Annotated in this window: 18 protein-coding genes; 6 read left to right on the top strand and 12 right to left on the bottom strand. The window is 71.2% G+C overall.

The genetic code is table 11. The features are described 5' to 3' along the window. The coding region (gene uvrC / locus AB0K36_RS31000) for an excinuclease ABC subunit UvrC (protein WP_364600637.1) at positions 1-879 on the bottom strand (879 nt) is incomplete at its 3' end. Positions 880-1098: 219 nt separating this feature from the next. On the opposite strand from uvrC, the gene AB0K36_RS31005 reads away from it, so the two are divergent. After that, the gene (locus AB0K36_RS31005) at positions 1099-2031 is read left to right on the top strand and encodes a hypothetical protein (protein ID WP_364600587.1); all 933 of its coding nucleotides are present in this window, start codon (positions 1099-1101) and stop codon (positions 2029-2031) included. Positions 2032-2151: 120 nt separating this feature from the next. Here AB0K36_RS31005 and AB0K36_RS31010 read toward each other — a convergent pair whose 3' ends face one another. After that, positions 2152-2574: a Rieske (2Fe-2S) protein gene (locus AB0K36_RS31010; RefSeq protein ID WP_364600589.1), complete on the bottom strand. Its 423-nt coding sequence runs from the start codon at positions 2572-2574 to the stop codon at positions 2152-2154. A 150-nt stretch (positions 2575-2724) separates the two neighbouring features. Continuing rightward, on the bottom strand, positions 2725-5709 hold the full coding sequence (gene uvrA / locus AB0K36_RS31015) for an excinuclease ABC subunit UvrA (protein ID WP_364600591.1): 2985 nt from the start codon (positions 5707-5709) through the stop codon (positions 2725-2727). 196 nt (positions 5710-5905) lie between these two features. Here uvrA and AB0K36_RS31020 point away from each other — a divergent pair, with 196 nt between their 5' ends. Continuing rightward, the gene (locus AB0K36_RS31020; protein WP_364600593.1) at positions 5906-6589 is read left to right on the top strand and encodes a maleylpyruvate isomerase family mycothiol-dependent enzyme; all 684 of its coding nucleotides are present in this window, start codon (positions 5906-5908) and stop codon (positions 6587-6589) included. A 10-nt stretch (positions 6590-6599) separates the two neighbouring features. Then, the gene (locus AB0K36_RS31025) at positions 6600-7256 is read left to right on the top strand and encodes an MBL fold metallo-hydrolase (protein ID WP_364600595.1); all 657 of its coding nucleotides are present in this window, start codon (positions 6600-6602) and stop codon (positions 7254-7256) included. Between the two features lie 75 nt (positions 7257-7331). Here the strand turns inward: AB0K36_RS31025 and AB0K36_RS31030 are convergent, their stop codons facing one another. From AB0K36_RS31030 to AB0K36_RS31055, 6 genes are all read right to left on the bottom strand, one after another. Further along, the gene (locus AB0K36_RS31030; protein WP_435877972.1) at positions 7332-7991 is read right to left on the bottom strand and encodes an alpha/beta hydrolase; all 660 of its coding nucleotides are present in this window, start codon (positions 7989-7991) and stop codon (positions 7332-7334) included. 131 nt (positions 7992-8122) lie between these two features. Continuing rightward, positions 8123-9112: a TerC/Alx family metal homeostasis membrane protein gene (locus AB0K36_RS31035; protein WP_364600597.1), complete on the bottom strand. Its 990-nt coding sequence runs from the start codon at positions 9110-9112 to the stop codon at positions 8123-8125. 294 nt (positions 9113-9406) lie between these two features. Then, the gene (locus AB0K36_RS31040) at positions 9407-11356 is read right to left on the bottom strand and encodes a TerD family protein (protein ID WP_364600599.1); all 1950 of its coding nucleotides are present in this window, start codon (positions 11354-11356) and stop codon (positions 9407-9409) included. A 102-nt stretch (positions 11357-11458) separates the two neighbouring features. Then, positions 11459-12037, bottom strand: coding sequence for a TerD family protein (locus AB0K36_RS31045; RefSeq protein ID WP_005318943.1), 579 nt, complete (start codon positions 12035-12037; stop codon positions 11459-11461). 154 nt (positions 12038-12191) lie between these two features. Continuing rightward, entirely contained in the window at positions 12192-14306 is a 2115-nt protein-coding gene (gene uvrB / locus AB0K36_RS31050) for an excinuclease ABC subunit UvrB (RefSeq protein WP_364600601.1), read from the bottom strand. A 60-nt stretch (positions 14307-14366) separates the two neighbouring features. Then, positions 14367-15233, bottom strand: coding sequence for an MHYT domain-containing protein (locus AB0K36_RS31055; protein ID WP_364600603.1), 867 nt, complete (start codon positions 15231-15233; stop codon positions 14367-14369). Between the two features lie 292 nt (positions 15234-15525). On the opposite strand from AB0K36_RS31055, the gene AB0K36_RS31060 reads away from it, so the two are divergent. From AB0K36_RS31060 to AB0K36_RS31070, 3 genes are all read left to right on the top strand, one after another. Continuing rightward, positions 15526-16407, top strand: coding sequence for a glycerophosphodiester phosphodiesterase (locus tag AB0K36_RS31060; RefSeq protein WP_435877973.1), 882 nt, complete (start codon positions 15526-15528; stop codon positions 16405-16407). Between the two features lie 81 nt (positions 16408-16488). Beyond that, positions 16489-17019: a methylated-DNA--[protein]-cysteine S-methyltransferase gene (locus AB0K36_RS31065; protein WP_364600605.1), complete on the top strand. Its 531-nt coding sequence runs from the start codon at positions 16489-16491 to the stop codon at positions 17017-17019. An 88-nt stretch (positions 17020-17107) separates the two neighbouring features. After that, positions 17108-18382 carry an MFS transporter gene (locus AB0K36_RS31070; RefSeq protein ID WP_364600643.1) on the top strand — a complete coding sequence of 425 codons (1275 nt, stop codon included), beginning with the start codon at positions 17108-17110 and terminating at the stop codon, positions 18380-18382. A 134-nt stretch (positions 18383-18516) separates the two neighbouring features. On the opposite strand, the gene AB0K36_RS31075 is transcribed toward AB0K36_RS31070, so the two are convergent. From AB0K36_RS31075 to AB0K36_RS31085, 3 genes are read right to left on the bottom strand one after another with little or no spacing between them, the layout of a single operon-like run. Continuing rightward, positions 18517-19551, bottom strand: a complete 1035-nt coding sequence (locus AB0K36_RS31075; protein WP_364600607.1) for a TolB family protein — start codon at positions 19549-19551, stop codon at positions 18517-18519. Next, positions 19548-20822, bottom strand: coding sequence for an MFS transporter (locus AB0K36_RS31080; protein ID WP_364600609.1), 1275 nt, complete (start codon positions 20820-20822; stop codon positions 19548-19550). Before AB0K36_RS31080 ends, AB0K36_RS31075 begins: the two co-directional genes overlap by 4 nt. Before the next feature lie 2 nt (positions 20823-20824). Further along, positions 20825-22174: a discoidin domain-containing protein gene (locus AB0K36_RS31085; RefSeq protein ID WP_364600611.1), complete on the bottom strand. Its 1350-nt coding sequence runs from the start codon at positions 22172-22174 to the stop codon at positions 20825-20827. Between the last annotated feature and the right edge of the window lie 43 nt (positions 22175-22217).

Here is a 22217-nt window from a genome sequence, read left to right on the forward strand (position 1 = left end):
CGTCACTTGCCGGCTCCCCCGCCCGCGGGGCCGCCGGCCGCCGCCAGCGCGGACGTGGAAGATCTGCACGGCGGCCTCCAGCTCGTCCTCCGCGAGCGCGATGAGGTCGGCGTCGGTCGCGTCGGCCAGCACCACCGCGTTCTTCTCGAGGGCGCGCTTGAGGGCCTCTATGTCGTCGCGCAGCCGGGCGGCCTTCTCGTACTCCATCTCCTCCGCGGCGGCCATCATCTGCTTCTCGAGGCGGCGGATGTAGGTGCCGGTGCGGCCGGCCATGAAGTCGCAGAACTCCTCGGCCAGTTCGCGGTGCTCCTCGGGGGTGACGCGGCCCACACAGGGCGCCGAGCACTTGCCGATGTAGCCGAGCAGACAGGGGCGGCCCTTCTGCACGTGGTTGCGGAAGACTCCCGCGGAGCAGGTGCGCACCGGGAAGACGCGCAGCATCAGGTCGACGGTCTCGCGGATGGCCCAGGCGTGCCCGTAAGGACCGAAGTACCGCACGCCCTTGCGCTTGGCGCCGCGCATGACCTGCACCCTGGGGAAATCCTCATTGAGGGTGACCGCCAGATACGGATAGCTCTTGTCGTCGCGGTACTTGACGTTGAACCGGGGGTCGTATTCCTTGATCCAGGAGTACTCCAGCTGAAGCGCCTCCACCTCGGTGGAGACCACCGTCCACTCGACGGAGGCCGCGCTGGTCACCATGGTGCGGGTGCGCGGGTGCAGATTCGCCAGGTCCTGGAAATAGCTGGCGAGGCGCTGGCGCAGGCTCTTCGCCTTGCCGACGTAGATCACCCGGCGGTGCTCGTCGCGGAACCGGTAGACCCCTGGCGAGTCGGGGATCTGTCCCGGCTTGGGGCGGTAGCTGGAGGGGTCGGCCATGCCGTCCACCCTACTGGCGGACAGTGACAGGCCGGCGACTCTGGTCAGGGACATGACCACCCCCTTTCCCTCCGCCACGGCGGGCGCCGGACGCCGATGGGCGACGGCCCTTGTCGCGCGCAGGTCAACACGCTTCAATGCGGGATTACGCGGCGCTGTGAACGGCCCGACCCGGATGTGAACACTTCCGTCCGGCGCTCCACGTTCCCGGAGGAATCCATGGGCCACACCGAGGCCGAACTGGCACAGGTGCTGAACACCGGCCCCTTCCATCTCGCGCTCCGCGCCGCCCTCGCCGTCCGGGGCCTGCCGCTCCAGCGCGTCCAGCACCACCTCGCCCACCGTGGGATCAAGGTCGGCGTGACGAGCCTCAGTTACTGGCAGCAGGGCGCCCGGCGCCCGCAGCGCCCCGAGTCGCTACGGGCGGTGCGGGCCCTGGAGGAGGTCCTCGGCCTCCCTGCCCGATCCCTGGTGCGGCTGCTCGGCAACGGCGAGGACGGCGGGCCGTCGGAGGCCGAGGGGCCCGCCGGCCGCCCCCACCACGCGCTCGTGGACTCCCTGGACGCGGCGGAACGGCTCCTCACCGGTCTCCGCTCCCCCGAGGGCCAGGGCCTGCACACCATCGGGCACCAGGAACGGGTGCGGATCGGTGCGGCAAGACAGCTGCTGGGACGCGACTCGCAGCAGGTCGTACGCGCCCACCGCGACGGCGTCGACCGCTGTCTCGCCGTCCACCGCGGCGGGACGGGCTGCGACCCGGCGGCCGTGGAGGTGAGCGCCCTGGAGAACTGCCGCCCGGGGAAGGTGAGGTGGGACCGGGCGAGCGGCGTCGTGGTCGCCGAGCTGCTCTTCGACGCCCCGCTGCGGGAGGGCGAGACGTACGTCTTCGGCTACGGCTTCGAGGACGGGACCGGCGGGCCGAGCACCGAGTACGTACGCGGCTTCAGCTCCGCGGGCGGGCACTACATGCTGCAGGTGCGCTTCGAGCAGGGCGCCCTGCCCGAGCGGTGCCACCGCTTCTCCCGGGCCACGACAGGGGCGCCGCGGGGCGCCCGCACGGAACTCACACCCGGTGCGCGGCACCGCACGGTGCACCTCGTGGAGCAGGGGGTCCGCCCGGGGATCCTGGGCATCTCCTGGGCCTGGGACTGAGCAGCGTGTCCCGCGGGCGCGGGTTCTCGCGGGTGTGGGTTCTCGCGGGTGTGGGGCCCTGCGGGCGCGTTTCCGCGGGCGCCCTGGCGGGTGCGGCCCTGCGGCCGCGGGTCCTGCGGGTTACGCGCCGGGGCCCGCGACGAGGTTGCCGCCCTCGGCGCTGACGGGGACCTCGGGCAGCGGCACGGTGGCCGGGCCCTTCAGCGCCTTGCCGGTGGTCACATCGAAACGGCTGCCGTGGCAGGGGCAGTTGCCCTCGGTGCCCTCCACCTTGTCGAGGACACAGCCGGCGTGGGTGCACTGGGCGCTGAAGGCCTTGTACTGGCCCTCTGCGGGGCAGTGCACGATCAGACGCTGCTCCCGGTACAGCTTGGCCCCGCCGACGGGAACGGCGTCCGCCGGACCCAGGTCCACGGGTGCGGTGGGGGTGGGCACCTCCGCGTGCCCCAGCTTGGAGTCGGTGGAACATCCGACGACCCCCAGCCCGGCGGCCCCGGCGACGGCGGCGCCCTTCAGGACGGTACGGCGGGCGGTCGGGGACATGGGGGCTCCATGGGTGGGTCGAGTCGGGTGTCGTCTGGTTCGTCGGGCGGCATCGCTGCCCCGACAGACCCGACGATACCGGCGGAGATCGCCGCGGCGTCGGGCGGGTGGGGGCGGCTCCGCTGCGCGGACCCGCCCCCACTCACGTCGTCACGCCTTCCGCGCCGCCCGCGCCGCCGTCTTCTTCGCAGGCTTCGCCACCGTCGCCGCCGCCTTCACCGAAGCCCCCGCCTTCGCCGACTTCGCCGGCCTGCGCGCCGCCGGCACCGCCGCCGCCGCGTCGCTGATCCGGTCCGCGTCGAGGATGTCCCGCAGGAACTTGCCGGTGTGGCTCGCCGGGACACCCGCGACCTGCTCGGGTGTGCCCTCGGCGATCACCAGGCCGCCGCCGCTGCCGCCTTCAGGCCCCATGTCCACGACCCAGTCCGCCGTCTTGATGACATCGAGGTTGTGCTCGATGACGATCACCGAGTTCCCCTTGTCGACGAGGTCGGACAGCACGTTGATCAGCTTGCTGATGTCCTCGAAGTGCAGACCGGTGGTCGGCTCGTCCAGGACGTAGACCGTGCGGCCCGTGGACCGCTTCTGCAGTTCGGACGCCAGCTTCACACGCTGCGCCTCCCCGCCCGACAGCGTCGGCGCGGACTGACCGAGCCTGACGTAACCGAGTCCCACCTCGTTGAGGGTGCGCAGATGGCGGGAGATCGTCGGGACGGCCTCGAAGAAGTGCAGTGCCTCCTCGATCGGCATGTCCAGGACCTCGGCGATGGACTTGCCCTTGTAGTGGACCTCCAGCGTCTCGCGGTTGTACCGCGCTCCGTGGCAGACCTCGCACGGGACGTAGACGTCCGGCAGGAAGTTCATCTCGATCTTGATGGTGCCGTCGCCGGAGCAGTTCTCGCAGCGGCCGCCCTTGACGTTGAAGGAGAACCGGCCGGGCAGATAGCCGCGGACCTTGGCCTCCATCGTCTCCGCGAAGAGCCTGCGGACGTGGTCGAAGACGCCCGTGTACGTCGCCGGGTTGGACCTCGGGGTGCGGCCGATGGGCGACTGGTCGACGTGGACGACCTTGTCGACAAGGTCGTCGCCGTCGACCCGGGTGTGCCGGCCCGGGACCGACTTCGCGCCGTTCAGCTCGCGGGCGAGGTGGGTGTAGAGGATGTCGTTGACCAGAGTCGACTTTCCGGAGCCGGAGACCCCGGTGACGGCCGTGAGGACGCCGAGCGGGAACGCGACGTCGATGTCCCGGAGGTTGTTCTCCCGGGCGCCGTGCACGGTCAGCCTGCGCGACGGGTCCACCGGGCGGCGCAGGTCGGGGGTCGGGATGGACCGCTTCCCGGACAGGTACTGCCCGGTGATCGACTCCTTGTTGGACAGCAGCTGCTTCAGCGACCCGGAGTGCACGACCTTGCCGCCGTGCTCGCCCGCGCCGGGGCCGATGTCGACGACCCAGTCGGCGACCTTGATCGTGTCCTCGTCGTGTTCCACGACGATGAGCGTGTTGCCCATGTCGCGCAGACGGACGAGGGTCTCGATCAGCCGGTGGTTGTCCCGCTGGTGGAGACCGATGGACGGTTCGTCGAGGACGTAGAGCACGCCGACGAGGCCGGAGCCGATCTGGGTGGCGAGCCGGATCCGCTGGGCCTCGCCGCCGGACAGGGTGCCGGCGGCGCGGTTGAGCGACAGATAGTCCAGGCCGACGTCGACCAGGAAGCGCAGCCGCTCGTTGACCTCCTTGAGGACCCGCTCGGCGATCTTCTTGTCGCGGGCGTTGAGCTTGAGGCGGCCGAGGAACTCGGCGCACTCGCTGATGGACATCGCGGAGACCTCCGCGATGGACTTCTCCATCACGGTGACCGCGAGGACGATCGGCTTCAGCCGGGTGCCCTCACAGGTGGGGCACGGCACCTCGCGCATGTACCCCTCGAAGCGCTCCCTGCTGGAGTCGCTCTCGGCCTCGGAGTGCCGCCGCTTGACGAACTGCACGGCCCCTTCGAAGGCCGGGGTCGTCCAGGCGCGCTCACGTCCGTAGCGGTTGCGGTAGCGGACCTCGAGCTGGGTCTTGTGGCCGTGCAGCAGGGCCTTCTTGGCGCGGGCGGGCAGCCCGGCCCAGGGCATGTCCGTGGAGAAGCCGAGAGCCTGGGCGAGCCCGTCGATCAGGCGGCCGAAGTACTCCTTGGTGTGGCCGTGCGACCACGGGTGGATCGCGCCCTCGTCGAGGGACTTCTCCTCGTCGGGGACGATCAGCTCGGGATCGACCTCCATGCGCGTGCCGATGCCGGTGCAGTCGGGGCAGGCGCCGAAGGGCGAGTTGAAGGAGAAGGAGCGGGGCTCGAGCTCCTCGAAGGACAGGTCGTCGTACGGGCAGTACAGGTGCTCCGAGTACATCCGCTCGCGCTCGGGGTCGTCCTCGGGGAGGTCGACGAAGTCGAGCACGACCATGCCGCCGGAGAGTCCGAGCGCGGTCTCGACGGAGTCGGTGAGCCGGCGCTTGGCGGAGTCCTTCACCGTGAGGCGGTCGACGACCACCTCGATGGTGTGCTTCTCCTGCTTCTTCAGCGTGGGCGGCTCGGCGAGCTGGATGGTCTTCCCGTCGACCCGCGCCCGGCTGTAGCCCTTGGTCTGCAGGTCGGAGAAGAGGTCGACGAACTCGCCCTTGCGCTCGCGCACCAGCGGCGAGAGCACCTGGAAGCGGCTGCCCTCGGGCAGCTCGAGCACCTTGTCGACGATCGCCTGCGGCGACTGGCGCGAGATGGGCCTGCGGCACTCGGGACAGTGCGGCTTGCCGATGCGCGCGAACAGCAGACGCAGGTAGTCGTAGACCTCGGTGATCGTGCCGACCGTGGAGCGCGGGTTGCGCGAGGTCGACTTCTGGTCGATCGAGACGGCCGGGGAGAGGCCCTCGATGAAGTCGACGTCCGGCTTGTCCATCTGTCCGAGGAACTGCCGGGCGTAGGAGGAGAGCGATTCGACGTAGCGGCGCTGCCCCTCGGCGAAGATCGTGTCGAACGCGAGGGACGACTTGCCAGACCCCGAGAGCCCGGTGAACACGATGAGGGAGTCACGCGGGAGGTCGAGCGAGACGTTTTTCAGGTTGTGCTCGCGAGCGCCACGAACGATGAGACGGTCGGCCACGCCGGTCCGCACCTTTCTGAGTAGAAGCGGAGGCACAGCCCCCGTCCGAGGCTGATTCCCAGCCTATGGGGGCCGCCAGAAGATGAATGCCTGACTTTCAAGGATGCCTCCACCGAGCGTATAGCACGCGCATTCGATTTCAGGACGTCCGCCGAGACCTTCACCCGATCGAGTGGGCGGGGCTAGGGTCGACCTCATGATCGATCCTGTGAGCGACCTGCGCTCTGTACGTGAAGCGACGGACCGGCTCCTCACCGCAGCCGCCGGACTGGACAACGCGGCCGTGGCCGGACCGTCACGGCTGCCGGGCTGGACCCGCGGTCATGTACTGGCCCATATCTCCCGTAACGCCGACGCGCTCGTAAATGTTCTCGAAGGCCGGCCGATGTATGTCACAGGTGAGGCGCGCGACGCCGACATCGAGCGCGACGCGCCCCGCCCGCTCCCGGAGCAGCTCGACGACCTGCGGGCCTCCGCGGAACGCTTCCAGGAGGCGGGCCGCGCCTCCGGCGACTGGGAGCGCACCGTGGAGCTGCGCAACGGCGTGACCGACCGCGCCGCCCGGGTCCCGTTCCGCCGCCTCGTCGAGGTCGAGCTGCACCATGTCGACCTGGGAGCCGGCTACGAGCTGGAGGACCTGCCGAAGGAGTTCACCGAGCGGGAGACCGAGTTCCTGGCCGAGCGCTGGAGCGGCCGCTCCGACGTGCCGCCGACCACGGTCCTCGCCGCCGGCGGCGAGTGGCGGACGGGCGGTTCCGAGGGCACGCCGGTCACCGTCTCGGGCTCCCCCGCCGACGTCCTGGGCTGGCTGTCAGGCCGCCGCGACGGCTCGGCCCTGGAGTGTGCCGGAGGCCCGCTGCCCGTACTGCCCCCGCTATAGGCTGAGACGCATGACATACAGCGGAGCGGTGAAGGTCGGCGGCCCGGCGGACGTGCACGAACTCGCCGACCTGATGATCTCCAAGGTCGCGGTCGGACCGATGGACAACAACGCCTATCTGTTGCGCTGCCGGGCCACCGGCGAGCAGCTGCTGATCGACGCCGCGGCCGATCCGGACACGCTGCTGCAGCTGATCGGCGACGACTCCATCGCCTCCGTGGTGACCACGCACCGGCACGGCGACCACTGGCAGGCGCTGGAGGACGTGGTCCGGGCGACCGGCGCGCGTACCTACGCCGGGCGTCATGACGCGGACGGCATCCCCGTCCCCACCGACGTGCTCGTCGACGACGGCGACACGATCCGGGTGGGACGCGTGGAGCTGACCGCCCGCCACCTGGTGGGTCACACTCCGGGGTCGATCGTGCTCGTCTACGACGACCCGCACGGCCACCCGCACCTCTTCACCGGTGACTGCCTGTTCCCCGGGGGTGTGGGCAACACCCACAACGATCCGAAGGCGTTCACGAGTCTGCTCGACGGTGTGGAGGAGAAGCTGTTCGCACGCCTCCCCGACGAGACATGGGTCTATCCGGGGCACGGCAAGGACACCAGCCTGGGCGAGGAGCGGCCGCATCTGGCCGAGTGGCGCGCACGCGGCTGGTGAGGCACCCGGGCTTCGCGCCGGCCCGACGGCCGGCGCGAAGCCTGTCCTGTCCTGTCCTGTCCCCGACTGGCTCGCTCAGCGCGCGGCGCCGAGCAGTTCGAGCACCAGACGTGTGGTGTGCGCGTGCCAGTCGGCGGCGCCACGGAGCATCGCGTGGTCGCCACCGGGCATCGGCAGTTCGCGGACGTCGGCGCCCGCCGCTCGTGCCCGTGCGGCGAACGCCCACGTCTCCGCCGGGTCGGTGATCCGGTCGCGGTCGCCGTGCAGCAGCACCACGGTCCTGCCTTCCAAGTGGTCGACCGGGTCCTCCGGTGGGCACCAGGGGGCGAGACCGACGACCGCCTTCACCTGCGGATGTCCCGCCGCGTGCAGGGCGGCCCGCGCGCCCATGGAGTGGCCCACCAGGACCGTCGGCACGGAGCCGGTCAGGACGGACAGTTCTTCCATGGCCAGGCAGGCGTCACGGGCCGCGTCCGCGCGCTCGCCGTTCCAGCCGCGACGGCCGTAGCGGACCCGGCCGAGCGTCACAGGCTGTCCGGCCGTGGCGCGGCCTATGGCCCGCGCGAACGGCCTCATCCGCGCGAGCGGGAGATTGAGGGCGGGCGGCGGCTCCAGTGCGTCGGCGCGGCCTCCGTGCAGCAGCAGGACGGCGGCCCGGGGCTTCTCCGCGGTCCGGTACAGCCGCAGCGCGGGCAGCGGCTCCTTCGCGCCTGTACGTATGGCGATGGCGGTCACGTCCTCGGTCTCGGCCGGGTGTTGTCGTGGGTCACGGTACGAGACGCCGGGAACGGACGACGGCGGGTGCGGACGGTGCTTCCGTCCGCACCCGCCGGTGCGTGCTCCGCTCGCGGCGGCCGCGCGGTCCGTCAGGCCTCGACGCTGTCCTTCTTCACGCCCTCGGCCGCCTCCCGCTCCGCCTGCTTCTTGGAGGCGATCAGGCTGGTGACGGTCGTGATGACGAGCACGCCGCAGATGACGGCCAGCGAGACCGGGATGGAGATCTCCGGGACGTGCACACCGCTCTCGTGCAGGGCGTGCAGCACCAGCTTCACACCGATGAACCCGAGGATCACCGACAGGCCGTAGCTGAGGTGGACCAGCTTCCTGAGCAGGCCGCCGATGAGGAAGTACAGCTGGCGCAGACCCATCAGGGCGAAGGCGTTGGCCGTGAACACGATGTACGGGTCCTGGGTCAGACCGAAGATCGCGGGGATGGAGTCCAGCGCGAAGAGCACATCGGTGGTGCCGATGGCGAGCATGACCACCATCAGCGGCGTCAGGACGCGCTTCCCGTTGTTACGGATGAAGAGCTTGGTGCCGTGGTACTTGTCGGCGACGCCGAAGCGGTGCTCGATCGACTTGAGGAGCCTGTTCTCCTCGAACTCCTCCTCTTCCTCGTCCGAGCGCGCCTCCTGGATGAGCTTCCAGGCGGTGTAGATCAGGAACGCGCCGAAGATGTAGAAGACCCAGGAGAAGCTGGCGATGATCGCCGCACCGGCCGCGATGAAGATGGCGCGCAGCACCAGGGCGATGAGGACACCGATCAGCAGCACCCGCTGCTGCAGATGCGACGGCACCGCGAACTTCGCCATGATCAGGACGAAGACGAAGAGGTTGTCGACACTCAGCGACTTCTCGGTGATGAATCCCGCGAAGAACTCGCCCGACGCCTGGCTCTCACCGGCGAACAGCAGGCCGAGGCCGAAGAGTGCGGCCAGCACGATCCAGACCACGGTCCAGATGCCGGCTTCCTTGATCGACACGTCGTGGGGCTTGCGCCCGATGAAGAAGTCGACCGCGATGAGGGCGCTCAGACCGAGAATGGTCAGCACCCAGAGAGTCATTGAAACGTCCACTGCGCCTCCGGCGTCGTACGGCAACTGATCAGCGTCGTCGCTGCCGGAGGTCTCCTCCACCCGGGCCGTGCGCCACGGGCCGACGCCCCGGGACCTCTCTGTCGGTCCGTATTGACGGGCACGCCGCGAGTCGGGAGTACTCCCCTCCGCGTAAAGAACGGTACATGAAAGACCAAGGGAAGGTAAAGGCGGAGGTAAAGCAGAGGTCAAGTCACCAGGCCGGCGGCGCAGGCCCGGCCCGCGGGACGGCCGGCGGTGGCCCGCGGGACGGCCGGCGGCCGGCCTGCGGCAGGGTCAGCGGTTCCAGGACCTCCGGGCCTCCGTCACGCGGGTCAGCACCTGCCGCAGCACGTCACTGCCCTCGGGCACGGTCAGCGGCTCGTACGTCCACGCATGCCGCACCCACGGGTCGGCCAGGTGGTCGTCGGGGACCGGTGTGACGCGCAGCAGCGAGCGCCACAGCGGATCGAGGACCGGACCGTAGGCCGTGGCGTCCTCCCGGTCCGCGACCATCATCAGATGGACACCGACGGCCGGGCCCTCGTCGGCCAGATAACGCAGCTGGGTGACCGCGCGGTCGTCGAAGCCGTGCGGGAAGTCGTTGACGATCAGCAACTGCTCGCCGGTGTCGAGGCCGGGCGGGAGCGAGTCGGCCGCCCCGCCGCGCACCGCCATCGTCACCAGGTCGACCCGCTCGGTGAGCTTGGCGAGGACGGCGCTCACGCCCTGTGCGCCCGCGGCCGGCGGACCGGCGAGGGCCCCGGAGTCGACCAGCGGCGCCAGCGAGGCGGCGGCGGAGCCGGCCGGGTCGATGGCGTGGACGGTGAACTCGCCGGGCGGGTACACGGCGAGCAGCCGGGCGGCGAGCGCGACCGCCGAGTCGACGGCGAGCCGGCGCAACTGCGCCTCGTCCATCGCCATCGCGGCGTCCGAGCTCGAGCGGCCGCTGTCCACCCACAGGCCACGCTCCAGCGGCAGCCTCACCAGGCACGGGATCCGCAGCTCGGGGCTCTCCGGCAGATGGAGATCGCCGAGGCGCAGCGCCATCGGGATCTCCATCGGGACGCGGTAGGCGTGCCAGCACGGGTTGTCCCAGCGGGCGAACGCGGGCGGCAGCGCCGGCTCGACGACCTCGGACTCCGCCGCCAGCTGGGCGAGGTCGCGGTCGAGGACCTGGCGGGCCTGGTCGGTCAGCTGCTCGCACTTGGCCCGCGCGGCGGCCCTCGCGGCGTCCCCGGTGCTTCCGATGCGGCTGCGGGGGTCGGACAGGACGCTGTCGAGCTCCTTGTCCATCCGGTTCTCGGCGAACTCGACGGCGCTGCGGTACGCCGCGACGGCCCGGGCGAGGTCCTCGAACATGCCCCAGACCTGGTTGTAGAGCCGCTCCTCCATGGACCAGCCGCTCGCGTCGCCGGCCACCGGTGCGGGCGGCCGGCCGGGCTCACCGGGCTGCGCCGCGGGGGCCGGCGGGGGCGGTGCCGACTGCCTGCGCGGATGGGCGTAGTTGATGGGACCGCCGGGCATCTGCGGGGCGTCGGGCGTGGGCGTCTGCGGTGGAGCGGGGTCGGCGCCGGAGGGCTGGGGGGTGGTGAGGCCGCCGGTGAGCGCGGCGTCCGCGGGGGACGGCTGGTCCGGGCCGGACGCCGCTCCCGCGGCGTCGGCGGCCGTGTGCAGCCGGGCCGGCTCGGCGCGGAGCGCGCGTGGGGCGGCGGTCTCCTGGATGGCCGCCGCCATACGGTCGGCCTGGGCCATGCCCTGGTCGGCCAGTAGCTGGGCGAGCCCGCCCGCGTAGCCCTGGCCCACCGCGCGGACCTTCCACGCACCCTGGCGGCGGTACAGCTCGACGGCGACCAGCGCGGTCTCGGTGTCCAGGCCGGTGATGGTGAAACTGGCCAGCTCGGAACCGTCCTTGGCCATGACCGCCACGAAGGGCGCGGCCGTCACGCCGAAGCGGTCGGGGCCGCCCGTGCCCACGGGGAGCGCGAGCAGCACGTTGACCTGGTGCACCTCCGCGGGCACCGCGTCCAGGTCGACGGCGAACCGGGGGGACCGCTCGGCGCGCTCCGGCACCTCGACGCCGGGCAGGCCGGTGGCGCCGGGGTGTGCCACCCACTCCTCGCGCACGGCCCCCCGCTCGTCGGAGCAGGTGGCGCAGGCGACGACCGGATGGCCGGCCGACACGCGGATCTCAAGTCGGCTGTCGGGCAAGGGGTGGTTCTGCCCCCGGACCAGCTCGGCCGTCATCGCTCTGTCCCCTCGGTGCGCTGCTGTTGCGGTTGGTACGCGGGCAGCTCCCGGCGGCTGTGCCTCCGGGAGCTGCGGTCCGACGGTGTATGCCGCCGGTTCCTACAGGTGCGGCAGGATCGCGGGCATCAGGTCCTGGAACGTACGGCCGTTGGCCGGGTTGCCGAGGGCCGTCATCTGCCAGCCGGCGCCGGCGCGGTGCACCTTCGCCATGATCTGCGCGGTGTACTGGCCGCCGCCGTCAAGGGTGTACCGGGCCAGCTCCTGGCCGTTGGTCTCGTCGACGATGCGGCAGAAGGCGTTCTGCACCTCCTGGAACGTCTGGCCGGTGAACGAGTTCACCGTGAAGACGATCTGGTCGATGTGGACCGGGACCCGCTGCAGGTCGACGAGGATCGCCTCGTCGTCACCGCCGGAACCGGCACCGCCGACCAGGTTGTCACCGGTGTGCTTGACGGAGCCGTCGTCGCTGACGAGGTGGCGGAAGAAGACCACGTCCACCGGCTGCTTGTCGGCGAACAGCACCGCGGAGGCGTCCAGGTCGACCTCCCGGGTGCGTGAGCCGAACAGACCGCGGCGGGGCGCTGCCTGCCAGCCGAGGCCCATCCGCACCGCCGTGAGGGTGCCCCCGTCACTCTTCTGCAGGCTGATGGCCTGGCCCTTGGTCATGTTGACCGTCACGCGCTGTCCCCTTCTCGCGAATTGCCACCGCCCATGTGTGCGGTTGTTCAAGCACCCTACGCAGTCGCACCGACAGCGCGGCGCGGTCGCCCGTTTTTGTGTCGGTCTTGCAACACACCAGGTGTGCGCGCCCGTCACATCCCGCCCACCGGGCTCAGGCGAGTCCGGCCTCCTTCATCTGGCGCAGCTCCTTCTTCAACTCGCCCACCTCGTCGCGCAGTCGGGCGGCGACCTCGAACTGCAGCTCCGCGGCGGCCGCGCGCATCCGGTCCGTCATCTCCTCGATGATCCCGGCGAGTTCGACCGCGGGGCGGTCGGTGAGGATGTCGCCCTTGCGGCCGGCGCCGAGCGAGGGGACGGGCGCCTTGGCGCCCTTGCCCGGCTTGTCGGCCTTTGCCTGGCGGTAGCCGGTGCCCAGCAGTTCCTCGGTGTCGATCTCCTCGCGCGCGATGGTCGCGACGATGTCGTTGATCTTCTTGCGGAGCGGCTGCGGGTCGATGCCGTTCTCCGTGTTGTACGCGATCTGCTTCTCGCGGCGGCGGTTGGTCTCCTCGATGGCCTTCTCCATCGCCGGCGTGATCTTGTCCGCGTACATATGGACCTGGCCCGAGACGTTGCGCGCCGCGCGGCCGATGGTCTGGATCAGGGAGGTGCCGGAGCGCAGGAAGCCCTCCTTGTCGGCGTCGAGGATCGCGACCAGCGACACCTCCGGCAGGTCGAGACCCTCGCGCAGGAGGTTGATGCCGACCAGGACGTCGTACTCGCCGGAGCGCAGCTCCCGCAGCAGCTCCACACGGCGCAGTGTGTCGACGTCGCTGTGCAGATAGCGGACCTGGATGCCCAGCTCGAGGAAGTAGTCGGTGAGGTCCTCGGCCATCTTCTTGGTGAGTGTGGTGACCAGGACCCGCTCGTCCTTCTCCGTGCGCTCGCGGATCTCGTGCACCAGGTCGTCGATCTGGCCCTCGGTGGGCTTGACGACGACCTGCGGGTCGATGAGCCCGGTGGGACGGATGATCTGCTCCACGAAGCCGTCGCCGCGGGAGAGCTCGTAGGTGCCCGGTGTCGCCGACAGATAGACGGTCTGGCCGATACGCTCCTTGAACTCCTCCCACTTCAGCGGGCGGTTGTCGAGAGCGGACGGCAGCCGGAACCCGTGGTCGACGAGAGTGCGCTTGCGGGACGCGTCGCCCTCGTACATCGCGCCGATCTGCGGAACCGTGACGTGCGACTCGTCGATGACGAGCAGGAAGTCCTCGGGGAAGTAGTCGAGGAGGGTGTTCGGCGGGGAACCGGGGTCGCGGTCGTCGAAGTGCATCGAGTAGTTCTCGATGCCGGAGCAGGAACCGATCTGGCGCATCATCTCGATGTCGTACGTGGTGCGCATGCGCAGCCGCTGGGACTCCAGCAGCTTGCCCTGCTTGTCGAGCTCGGCGAGGCGCTGCTCCAGCTCGGCCTCGATGCCGTTGACCGCCTTCTCCATGCGCTCGGGGCCCGCCACGTAGTGGCTGGCGGGGAACACGTACAGCGACCGGTCCTCACTGAGGATCTCGCCGGTGAGCGGGTGCAGCGTGGACAGCGCCTCGATCTCGTCGCCGAACATCTCGATCCGGACGGCGAGCTCCTCGTAGACCGGGAAGATCTCGATGGTGTCGCCGCGCACCCGGAAGGTGCCGCGCTGGAAGGCCATGTCGTTACGGGTGTACTGGATGTCGACGAAGCGGCGCAGCAGCTGGTCGCGGTCGATCTCGTCGCCGACCTTGAGCTGCACCATCCGGTCCACGTACTCCTGCGGGGTGCCGAGGCCGTAGATGCAGGAGACGGAGGCGACCACGACGACGTCGCGCCGGGTGAGGAGGGAATTGGTCGCGGAGTGCCGCAGCCGCTCCACCTCCTCGTTGACCGAGGAGTCCTTCTCGATGTAGGTGTCCGACTGCGGGACGTACGCCTCGGGCTGGTAGTAGTCGTAGTACGAGACGAAGTACTCCACCGCGTTGTTCGGCAGGAGCTCGCGGAACTCGTTCGCCAGCTGGGCGGCCAGGGTCTTGTTCGGCGCCATGACCAGGGTGGGCCGCTGGAGCTTCTCGATCATCCATGCCGTGGTCGCCGACTTGCCGGTGCCCGTCGCTCCGAGCAGGACGACATCCTTCTCACCGGCACGGATGCGTCGCTCCAGCTCGGCGATGGCCGTCGGCTGGTCACCGCTGGGCTGGAAGTGGCTGACGACCTCGAAAGGCGCCACCGTACGTTCGATCTTGGAAACGGGCCGCATGCAACAACCGTACGACCACCCACTGACAGTCGGGGCGTGAACGGTGGCGGACCGGTCGCCTCAGCGGCGGTCCGCTCCCCAGGGGTCCCGCCCGGCCCCCCGTCCGGAGGCCCGGGCGACGGGCCGCCGGATCCCCGGCGCGGGCAGATCGGGGCGCAGCGCCCTGCCGTCGCCGCGCCCGTGCCGGTCAGGACCGCCGGTCACGAGCAGCGGGTCGAACAGGACCGCGATGCCGGCGACCAGCAGGAACACGGCGGGACCCACGAGCATCGGGGCGAGGAGTTCGGCCGGCGGGTCGCCGGCGACGGCGGCGTCCACCGCCTCATGGACATGGACGCTCACGGCGGCCATCCCGGTGTAGTGCATTCCGCTCACGGCGAGGCCCATGAGCAGGCTGGCGCCCAGGCTGACCATGAAGCCGTGGACGGACACCGCCGCCCAGAGCGCCGCGGTGGCCGCGACGACGGCGACCAGGACCGACAGGGCGACCGTGAGGGTGTCGTACTCGATGCGTCCCGGCAGTCGTATGCCGTTCATGCCCAGGTAGTGCATGGAGGCCACCCCGAGTCCGGTGATCGTCCCGCCGGTGACGAGGGACATCCGGGTCGCGCCACGGTGGCCGACGATGAAGATCCCGATGCCCGCCATCACGATGCCCACGGCCAGGCTGGCGAAGGTCGTCGCCTTGTCGTAGCCGATGGGGGCCTCTTCGACGGTGAAGCCCATCATCGCGATGAAATGCATGCTCCAGACGCCCGAGCCGATCGCCGTAGCGCCGAGCGCCAGCCAGCCCGGCCGGAACGAGCCCTCGCCCCGTACGGACCTCGTGGTGCAGCGCAGTCCCAGTGCTCCTCCGAGGCATGCCATCACGTAGGCCGCCACCGGGGTGACGAGGCCGTAGCCGAAACCGTCCACCGTGCCCTGCATCCCGTGCACCTTTCGTCCCTTGTGATCCCCGGCGCCCTACGATCCCCGCGATCTTGGACGGAACGTCTGGTTCTGGGCGAGCGTACGGCTCGCGGAACCGCGCACGGAAGTACGGGCGGACGTCTTCACAGAGATTTGTCGACCCGGGCACCGAGTCCGCCCACTCGGAACCACGCCCAAGACCGCCCGGGGGCGGACCCGTTCACCTTGTGGCCATACTTCGCCTGTGCCTCGTTGGCCGGGAACTGCCACTCTCGGCCCGTCCGTGATCCGACGACGTGAGGAAGAACCCGTGTACGCACGCCCCGTCGCTGTATTGGCCGCCACGACTCTGGGACTCACCGCGCTGGTGCTGCCCGGCTCCGCGGCAGGAACCGAGCAGTCCGCCGCCGGCCGTGAGGACGCTCCTCAGGTGATCGCTCACCGCGGCGCGTCCGCCTACGCACCGGAGAACACCCTCGCGGCGGTCGACCTCGCCGACGAGATGGGCTTCGCCTGGGTGGAGAACGACGTCCAGCGCACCAAGGACGGGGAGCTCGTCGTCATGCACGACGACTCACTCGCGAGGACCACCGACGTGGAGCAGCGCTTCCCCGACCGCGCGCCGTGGAAGGTGAAGGACTTCACCGCCGCCGAGATCGCCACCCTGGACGCGGGCAGCTGGCGCGGCGCCGAATGGGCGGGCGCCCGGGTGCCGACGCTGAAGCAGTACCTGGAGCGCGTGGACGAGAACAACCAGAAGCTGCTCCTGGAGATCAAGAAGCCGGAGCTCTACCCCGGCATCGAGAAGGACACCCTGCGCGTACTGGGCCAGGAGGGCTGGCTCGACCGGAGCCACGTGCGGAGCAGGCTCGTCATCCAGAGCTTCGGCGCGGACAGCGTCAGGGCGGTGCACCAGCAGCGCCCCGACCTCACGACCGGCTTCCTCGGCACCCCCGCGGTCGCCGACCTGCCCTCGTACGCGGCCTTCACCGACCAGATCAACCCCACGCACACGTCCCTCAGCGCCGAGTACGTCGCCGCGGTGCACGCCCTCAAGGGCGCGCACGGCAAGCGCCTGCGGGTCAGCACCTGGACCGTGAACGACGCGGCGGCCGCCACGCGCGTGGCCGGCTTCGGTGTGGACGGGATCATCACCAACAACCCCGACATCGTGCGGGACGCCGTCGGCTGACCGACGCCGGCCGACCGCCCGTCACCGTGCGGCGGGCAGTGCGGGGCCCGACTGTCAGTGGCCCGCCGTACGGTGGTCGGCATGAAGACCTTCGAGTGGGCCGTGACCGGCACCGACATCGGCCCGCTGCTCCTCGCCGCGACCGACGCGGGCCTGGTGAGCGTGGCCTTCCACGCCGGGCCGGCCGTACGGGACCGGATGCCCGCGCAGCTGGCGGACCGGCTGGGGGCAGAGCCCGTCGAGGACCCGGCGGGCCGGCTCGCCGAGCCGATACGCCAGCTCCAGGCCTACTTCGCGGGCACGCTGCGCACGTTCGACCTGCCGCTGGACTGGTCGCTCTCGGCCGGCTTCAACCGGCAGGTGCTGCGGGAGCTGCTGGCCGGCGTGGGATACGGGGCGGTCGTCGGATACGGGGAGCTCGCGGCCCGCGTCGGCCAGCCGGGCGCGGCACAGGCGGTGGGAGCGGCGATGGGGTCCAATCCGCTGCCGGTCGTCGTGCCGTGCCACCGCGTGGTCGAGACGGACGGCGGGCTCGGGGGCTTCGGTGGAGGACTGGAGACCAAACGGCGGCTGCTGGCTCTCGAGGGTGTGCTGCCGCAGCCGCTGTTCTGAGGATGCGGAGCCTTTGATGCGGGCTGTTTCCCGGATCTGCCCGGCAGGCGAGCCCCGCGTCCGGTTCTGAGACACTGCGTCGGTGACCATGCCGTCCGACGCTCCTGACATACCCGAAGCAGCCAAGACCGCCGTGGCGGTGGACGAACTGCCCGCGATACGCAGGCGTATCAACGCTGTGCTGATCGCCAGCCAGATCCTCGGCGGGCTCGGGGTCGCCACCGGTATCGCACTGGCCACGGTGCTCGCCCACGAGGTCAGCGGCACAGAGGCCCTCGCCGGGCTCGCCCCGACCGCCACCGTCGCCGGCACCGCGATCCTGTCCGTGCCGCTGGCCGCCCTGATGACCGCGCGGGGCCGCCGGCCCGGACTGGTACTGGCCTATCTCATCGGCGCGCTCGGCGCGGGAGTGGTCGTGGTCGCCGCCGTCCTCGACCACTTCCCGCTCCTGCTGGTCGGGATGGCGGGTTTCGGAGCCGCGTCGTCCGCCAATCTGCAGGCCCGGTTCGCGGCCGCCGACCTCGCGGAGCCCGAGCGGCGCGGCCGGGCCATCTCCACCGTCGTATGGGCGACGACCATCGGCGCGGTGCTCGGACCCAACATCGCCTCACCGGCCGGCCGGAGCGTGTCGGGCCTCGGCATACCGCCGGCCGCCGGGCCGTTCCTGTGGGCGGCCGGGGTGTTCCTCGTCTCCGCCGTCCTCGTACTGGTCCTGCTGCGGCCCGACCCGCTGCTCACGGCACGGGCGATGTCCCCGGCCGACCGCTCCCCCGAGGGCCGGTCGCTGAAGGCGGGGCTGCTCGCCGTACGCGAGTCGCCCATGGCGCGGCTGGCGCTGGTGACCGTGGCCGTGTCGCACACCGCCATGGTGTCGATCATGTCCATGACGCCGGTCGCGCTCGGTCACCACGGGGCCGGCATCGAGCTGATCGGCCTGGTGATCAGCGGCCACATCGCGGGCATGTACGCCTTCTCCCCGGTGATGGGCCGGCTCGCCGACCGCGTCGGACGGCTCGCCGTGATCGGGCTGGCGGCGGGCCTGCTCTGCGCGGCCGCGGTGCTGGCCGGAACCGCGGGCGGCAACCACGGACAGACCGCGGCGGGGCTGTTCCTCCTCGGCCTCGGCTGGTCGGCCGGACTCGTCTCCGGCTCCACGCTGCTCACCGAGTCCGTCCCGCAGCCCACGAGGGCGGCGGTCCAGGGCCTGTCCGACCTGGCCATGAACACGGCGGCGGGTGTGGGCGGCGCGGCGGCGGGCCTGGTGGTGGCGCAGGCGGGGTACGGCTGGCTGAACGCGGTGGGCGTGGTGCTCCTGCTGCCGATGGCCGGACTGGCGGTGCGCAGGGCGGTGGCCCCGGCATAGGGCGGCGGCACGGGCGCAGGGCGGTGGCCCCGGCACAGGGGCGTGGCCGCTGCGCCGGGGCGTTGCCCTACCGCCCGCCTCGGTCGCCGAGGGAGGTGCTTCCCGGCGGACGTTCGCTGCCTCCCCTACGCCCGTCACCGCACCGGCGTCGGGGACGACGCATGCGCCACGTGCAGACGGGGCCGCCCCGTACCGTCCGCGGGGACCGTCCAGACGTCGGTGCCCCGCCCGTCCTCCCGCGGCAGCGCGTACGCGATCGTGTCGTCGTCGAGCCACGCCGCCTGGTCGTCCACGCCGCGCGTCTCCGCCAGGGGATGCTCGCGCATGGTCCTGAGGTCGAGGACGTGGAGTCGCCACGGCCTGCCCCGGTCGCCGCCGCCGGTCTTCTTCTTGAAGGCGATCCGCCCGTTGTCCGGTGACAGTGAGGGGCACTCGACGTTCTCGCGCAGGGCCCGCGCCGACCAGGTGCGCATGTCGCCCTCCACGAGACGGGTCCGCCCCTTGGACGAGACCGTCGCGTAGAAACGGTTGTCGTCGCGGGCGAAGGTGACGCCCCAGTAGTTGACGTCCGGCGCGTGGTAGCGGCGGCCGTCGACGATGAGGGGGATCTGTTCCATGTTCTTGATCAGGTAACCGGTGCGCAGGTCGAGAATGGAGGTGCGCGTGGAGAAGGACGAGCCGGCGTACGAGTCCCCCACGGCGAACATCGTCCACGACAGCATGCGTCCGGACGCCGACACCCGGGCCCGGTCGGGGATTCCGGGCATCGCGACGCGGCGGGTCTCGCGCAGCCGGCGGTCGAGGACGACCGCGTAGGCGCGCGGTGGTACGCCGGGGCGGCGCTGGAGACACAGCGCGGTGCCGCCCGCCGCGTGGAAGCGGTCGCAGGAGGGCCCGCCGGTCGTGCGGGGCGCGTCCGGTGCCTGCTCCGCCGTGGGCCGGTGGGCTATGCGGCCGTTTTCTTCCTGGGTGCTGCGGAAGTACAGCCGGGGACCGGCCAGTTCGAACGATTCCTCCGCCACGGCCGGATTGTCGCCGCGGCCGGACACGCTCACGGTGTAGCCGACAGCGACGCCGGTCAGCACCACCGTGGCGAGCACGAGTGCGCCGATCCGCCGGCGGGAACCGGGCGTGGACGGACGCGTGGACGGGGGCGGGGGCGGCTTCATGGCGACTGCCTTTCCTGTTCCGTACGGGGCAGAACGGCCCGGGCGAGCACCAGGGCGGTGAGCATCGCGGCGGCGGCCGCGGCGAGCGCGGGCCTCGGGCCCCACCACGTCCACGCGGCGCCGAATCCGGCGGCGGCGATCAGCCGGGCCACCGCCTGGCCGGTCTGGAGCAGCGCGAGGCCGCTCGCCCGCCGGGCAGCGGCCAGCAGGGGTCCGGCGAGCGCCATCAGCACGCCGTCGGTGGTCGCGTAGAAGGCGCCGACGAGAAGCAGTACGAGGGTGAGGAGAGCCGTGCCGTTGATCGGTGTCAGCAGCAGCAGGTAGGCAGCGAGCAGGGCCGCGTGCCCGCACAGGAAAGGGATCCGGCGGCCCACGCGGTCGGCGAGGCGGCCGGCCGGGACGGCGAGCAGCAGGTAGACGGCCGCGGCGCCGAGCGGCAGGAGCGGGAACCAGACCACGCCCACATCCAGCCGGCGCTGCAGCAGCAGGTAGACGAACGCGTCGCCGATGGTCGCCACGCCGAGCAGCGCGGCGGCGGCGAGTATGCGGCGGAAGGCGGGACTTCGGAGCGGATCGAGCAGCGAACGGCGGGCGGGGGCGGGGCCCGTGGCGAGGGTGGGAGTGGGGGCGGGCAGGGTGAAGTGCCCCGGTACCAGCAGGGCCAGCAGCACCACGCCCAGCAGCCCGGTGCAGAAGCTCACGACGAACACCGCGTCGTAGGCGTCCGCGGTCGCCCACAGCAGCCCGAACGCGGCGAGCGGCCCGAGGAGCGCTCCCGTCGTGTCCATGGCGCGGTGGACGCCGAAGGCCCGGCCCAGTGTCTCCGGCGGACTGCTGAGTGTGATCATCGCGTCGCGGGGAGCCGTTCTGATGCCCTTGCCGATCCGGTCGGCGGCCAGTGCGGCCGCGATGCCTCCGGTCGCGCCGCCCGCGAGCAGCAACCCGAGCCGGGAGAAGGCGGAGAGCGCGTAGCCGGCACCGGCGACGCGTTTGTGCCGGCCGCCCCGGTCGGCGGCATGGCCGCCGGCGAGCCGTACCAGGGCGGTCACGCCGTTGAACAGGCCGTCGAGGAAGCCGAACTGGAGAGGCGACAGGCCCAGTCCGAGGACGAAGTAGAGCGGCAGCACGGCGGTGACCATCTCGGAGGAGATGTCGGTGACGAGGCTGACCGCTCCGAGCGCGATCACTGTGCCGGGGACCCGCCGCGCCGCCCCGGGTACTGATCCCGGTGCGGGCGGCGTGTCAGGCCGGCCGGTGGTGGCCAGATACATCGTCAGTGGCAGGTGTAGGTGGGGCTGGTGTCCTTGACGGAGCCGTCGGTGCCCACGTAGCTCCAGCGGTACGTCGTGTCGGTGAAGTCCAGCTTCAGCACGCCGTACGGGCCGCTGATGCGCTTCTGGCTGTTGGGCTGGATCTCCTCGATCGCGTAGGGCTCGGCGCCGCCCGTTCCGCCGACGATCTGGACGATGCCGTCGGCGGTGGCCCGGCCGGCGGGGTCCTGCGGCGCGAAGCGCTCGTAGTGGTGGTCGTGGCCGCCGAGGACGAGATCCGCCTTGGCGCGGTACAGGATGTCCCAGACGGGCCTCCCGACGGGGTCGTTGCCGTGTCCGCCGGAGCTGAAGAGCGGATGGTGCCAGTAGGCGGCGATGCACTTCTTGCCGTTGCGGGCGAGGTCGTCCTTGAGCCAGCTGATCTGGGACGAGTCGTCGAAGGTGTTGGAGTCGAGGGCGATGAAGTGCCAATTGCCCTCGTCGTAGCTGTAGTAGGGCTTGCCCTGCGGGTAGGCGATGGCGCCGAAGTACTGCTTGTACCCCACGAACTCGCCCGCCGGGTCGTACGACTCGTGGTTGCCGGGCACCGGCCGGGTCTTCGACTTGAAGGCGCCCCAGGTCTTGTCGTAGTAGTTGCGGAAGTCGGAGAGACGGGCGTCGTCGTACTGGTTGTCGCCCATCGTCAGATAGAACTTCGGGTTGATCTGCTGGGCCCTGGCGGCGGTCTTCGGGTGGGCGCAGGAGCTGGAGGACGCGGTGCACTGTGCGGCGATGTCGCCCGCCGCGACGACGGTGAAGGCGCCGGTCGGCGGTTCGCCCCCGCCGACCGTGCCGTAGACGTCGACCTCCCAGAGCGAGTAGCCGTACTGGGTGCCGCGTGCGGTGCCGTGGACGCGCAGATAGCGTCCCTTGCCGGCGAGGCCGGTGAACTCGTCCTTACCGCCGTCACCCGCGGTCTCCGTGGCCACAGTGGTCCAGGTGGCGCCGTCGGCGGACATCTCGATGCGGTACTGCCGGGCGTGGGCCACCTCCCAGTCGAGCGTGACCCGGGAGACGGTGGCGGCGCCGCCGAGGTCGACGCTGATCCACTGGGGGTCCTGGCCCTCCGCGGAGGCCCAGCGGGTGGCTGTGTTGCCGTCGAAGGCGTTGGAGGCGGCGAAGCCGGATCCTTCGAGGGACGAGGCGGTGGCGGTCCTGCCGCGCGAGATGAGGGGGTCCGCGGCGGCGGTTTCTGTACCGGCGGCATCGGCCCTGCCGGGACGGGCGACGAGGACTGCGGCGATCAGCAGCAGTACGGCGGAGAGGGCGAGTACCGCGGTCCGGCGTGGTGGGGTGGAGGCGGTCAGGCGCATACCTGGCTCCCTGGACGGGGACGGCGAGAGCTGGACTCCTTGC

Origin of the sequence: Streptomyces kurssanovii (assembly GCF_040677245.1) — a bacterium.
Taxonomy (GTDB): Bacteria; Actinomycetota; Actinomycetes; order Streptomycetales; family Streptomycetaceae; genus Streptomyces; species Streptomyces kurssanovii.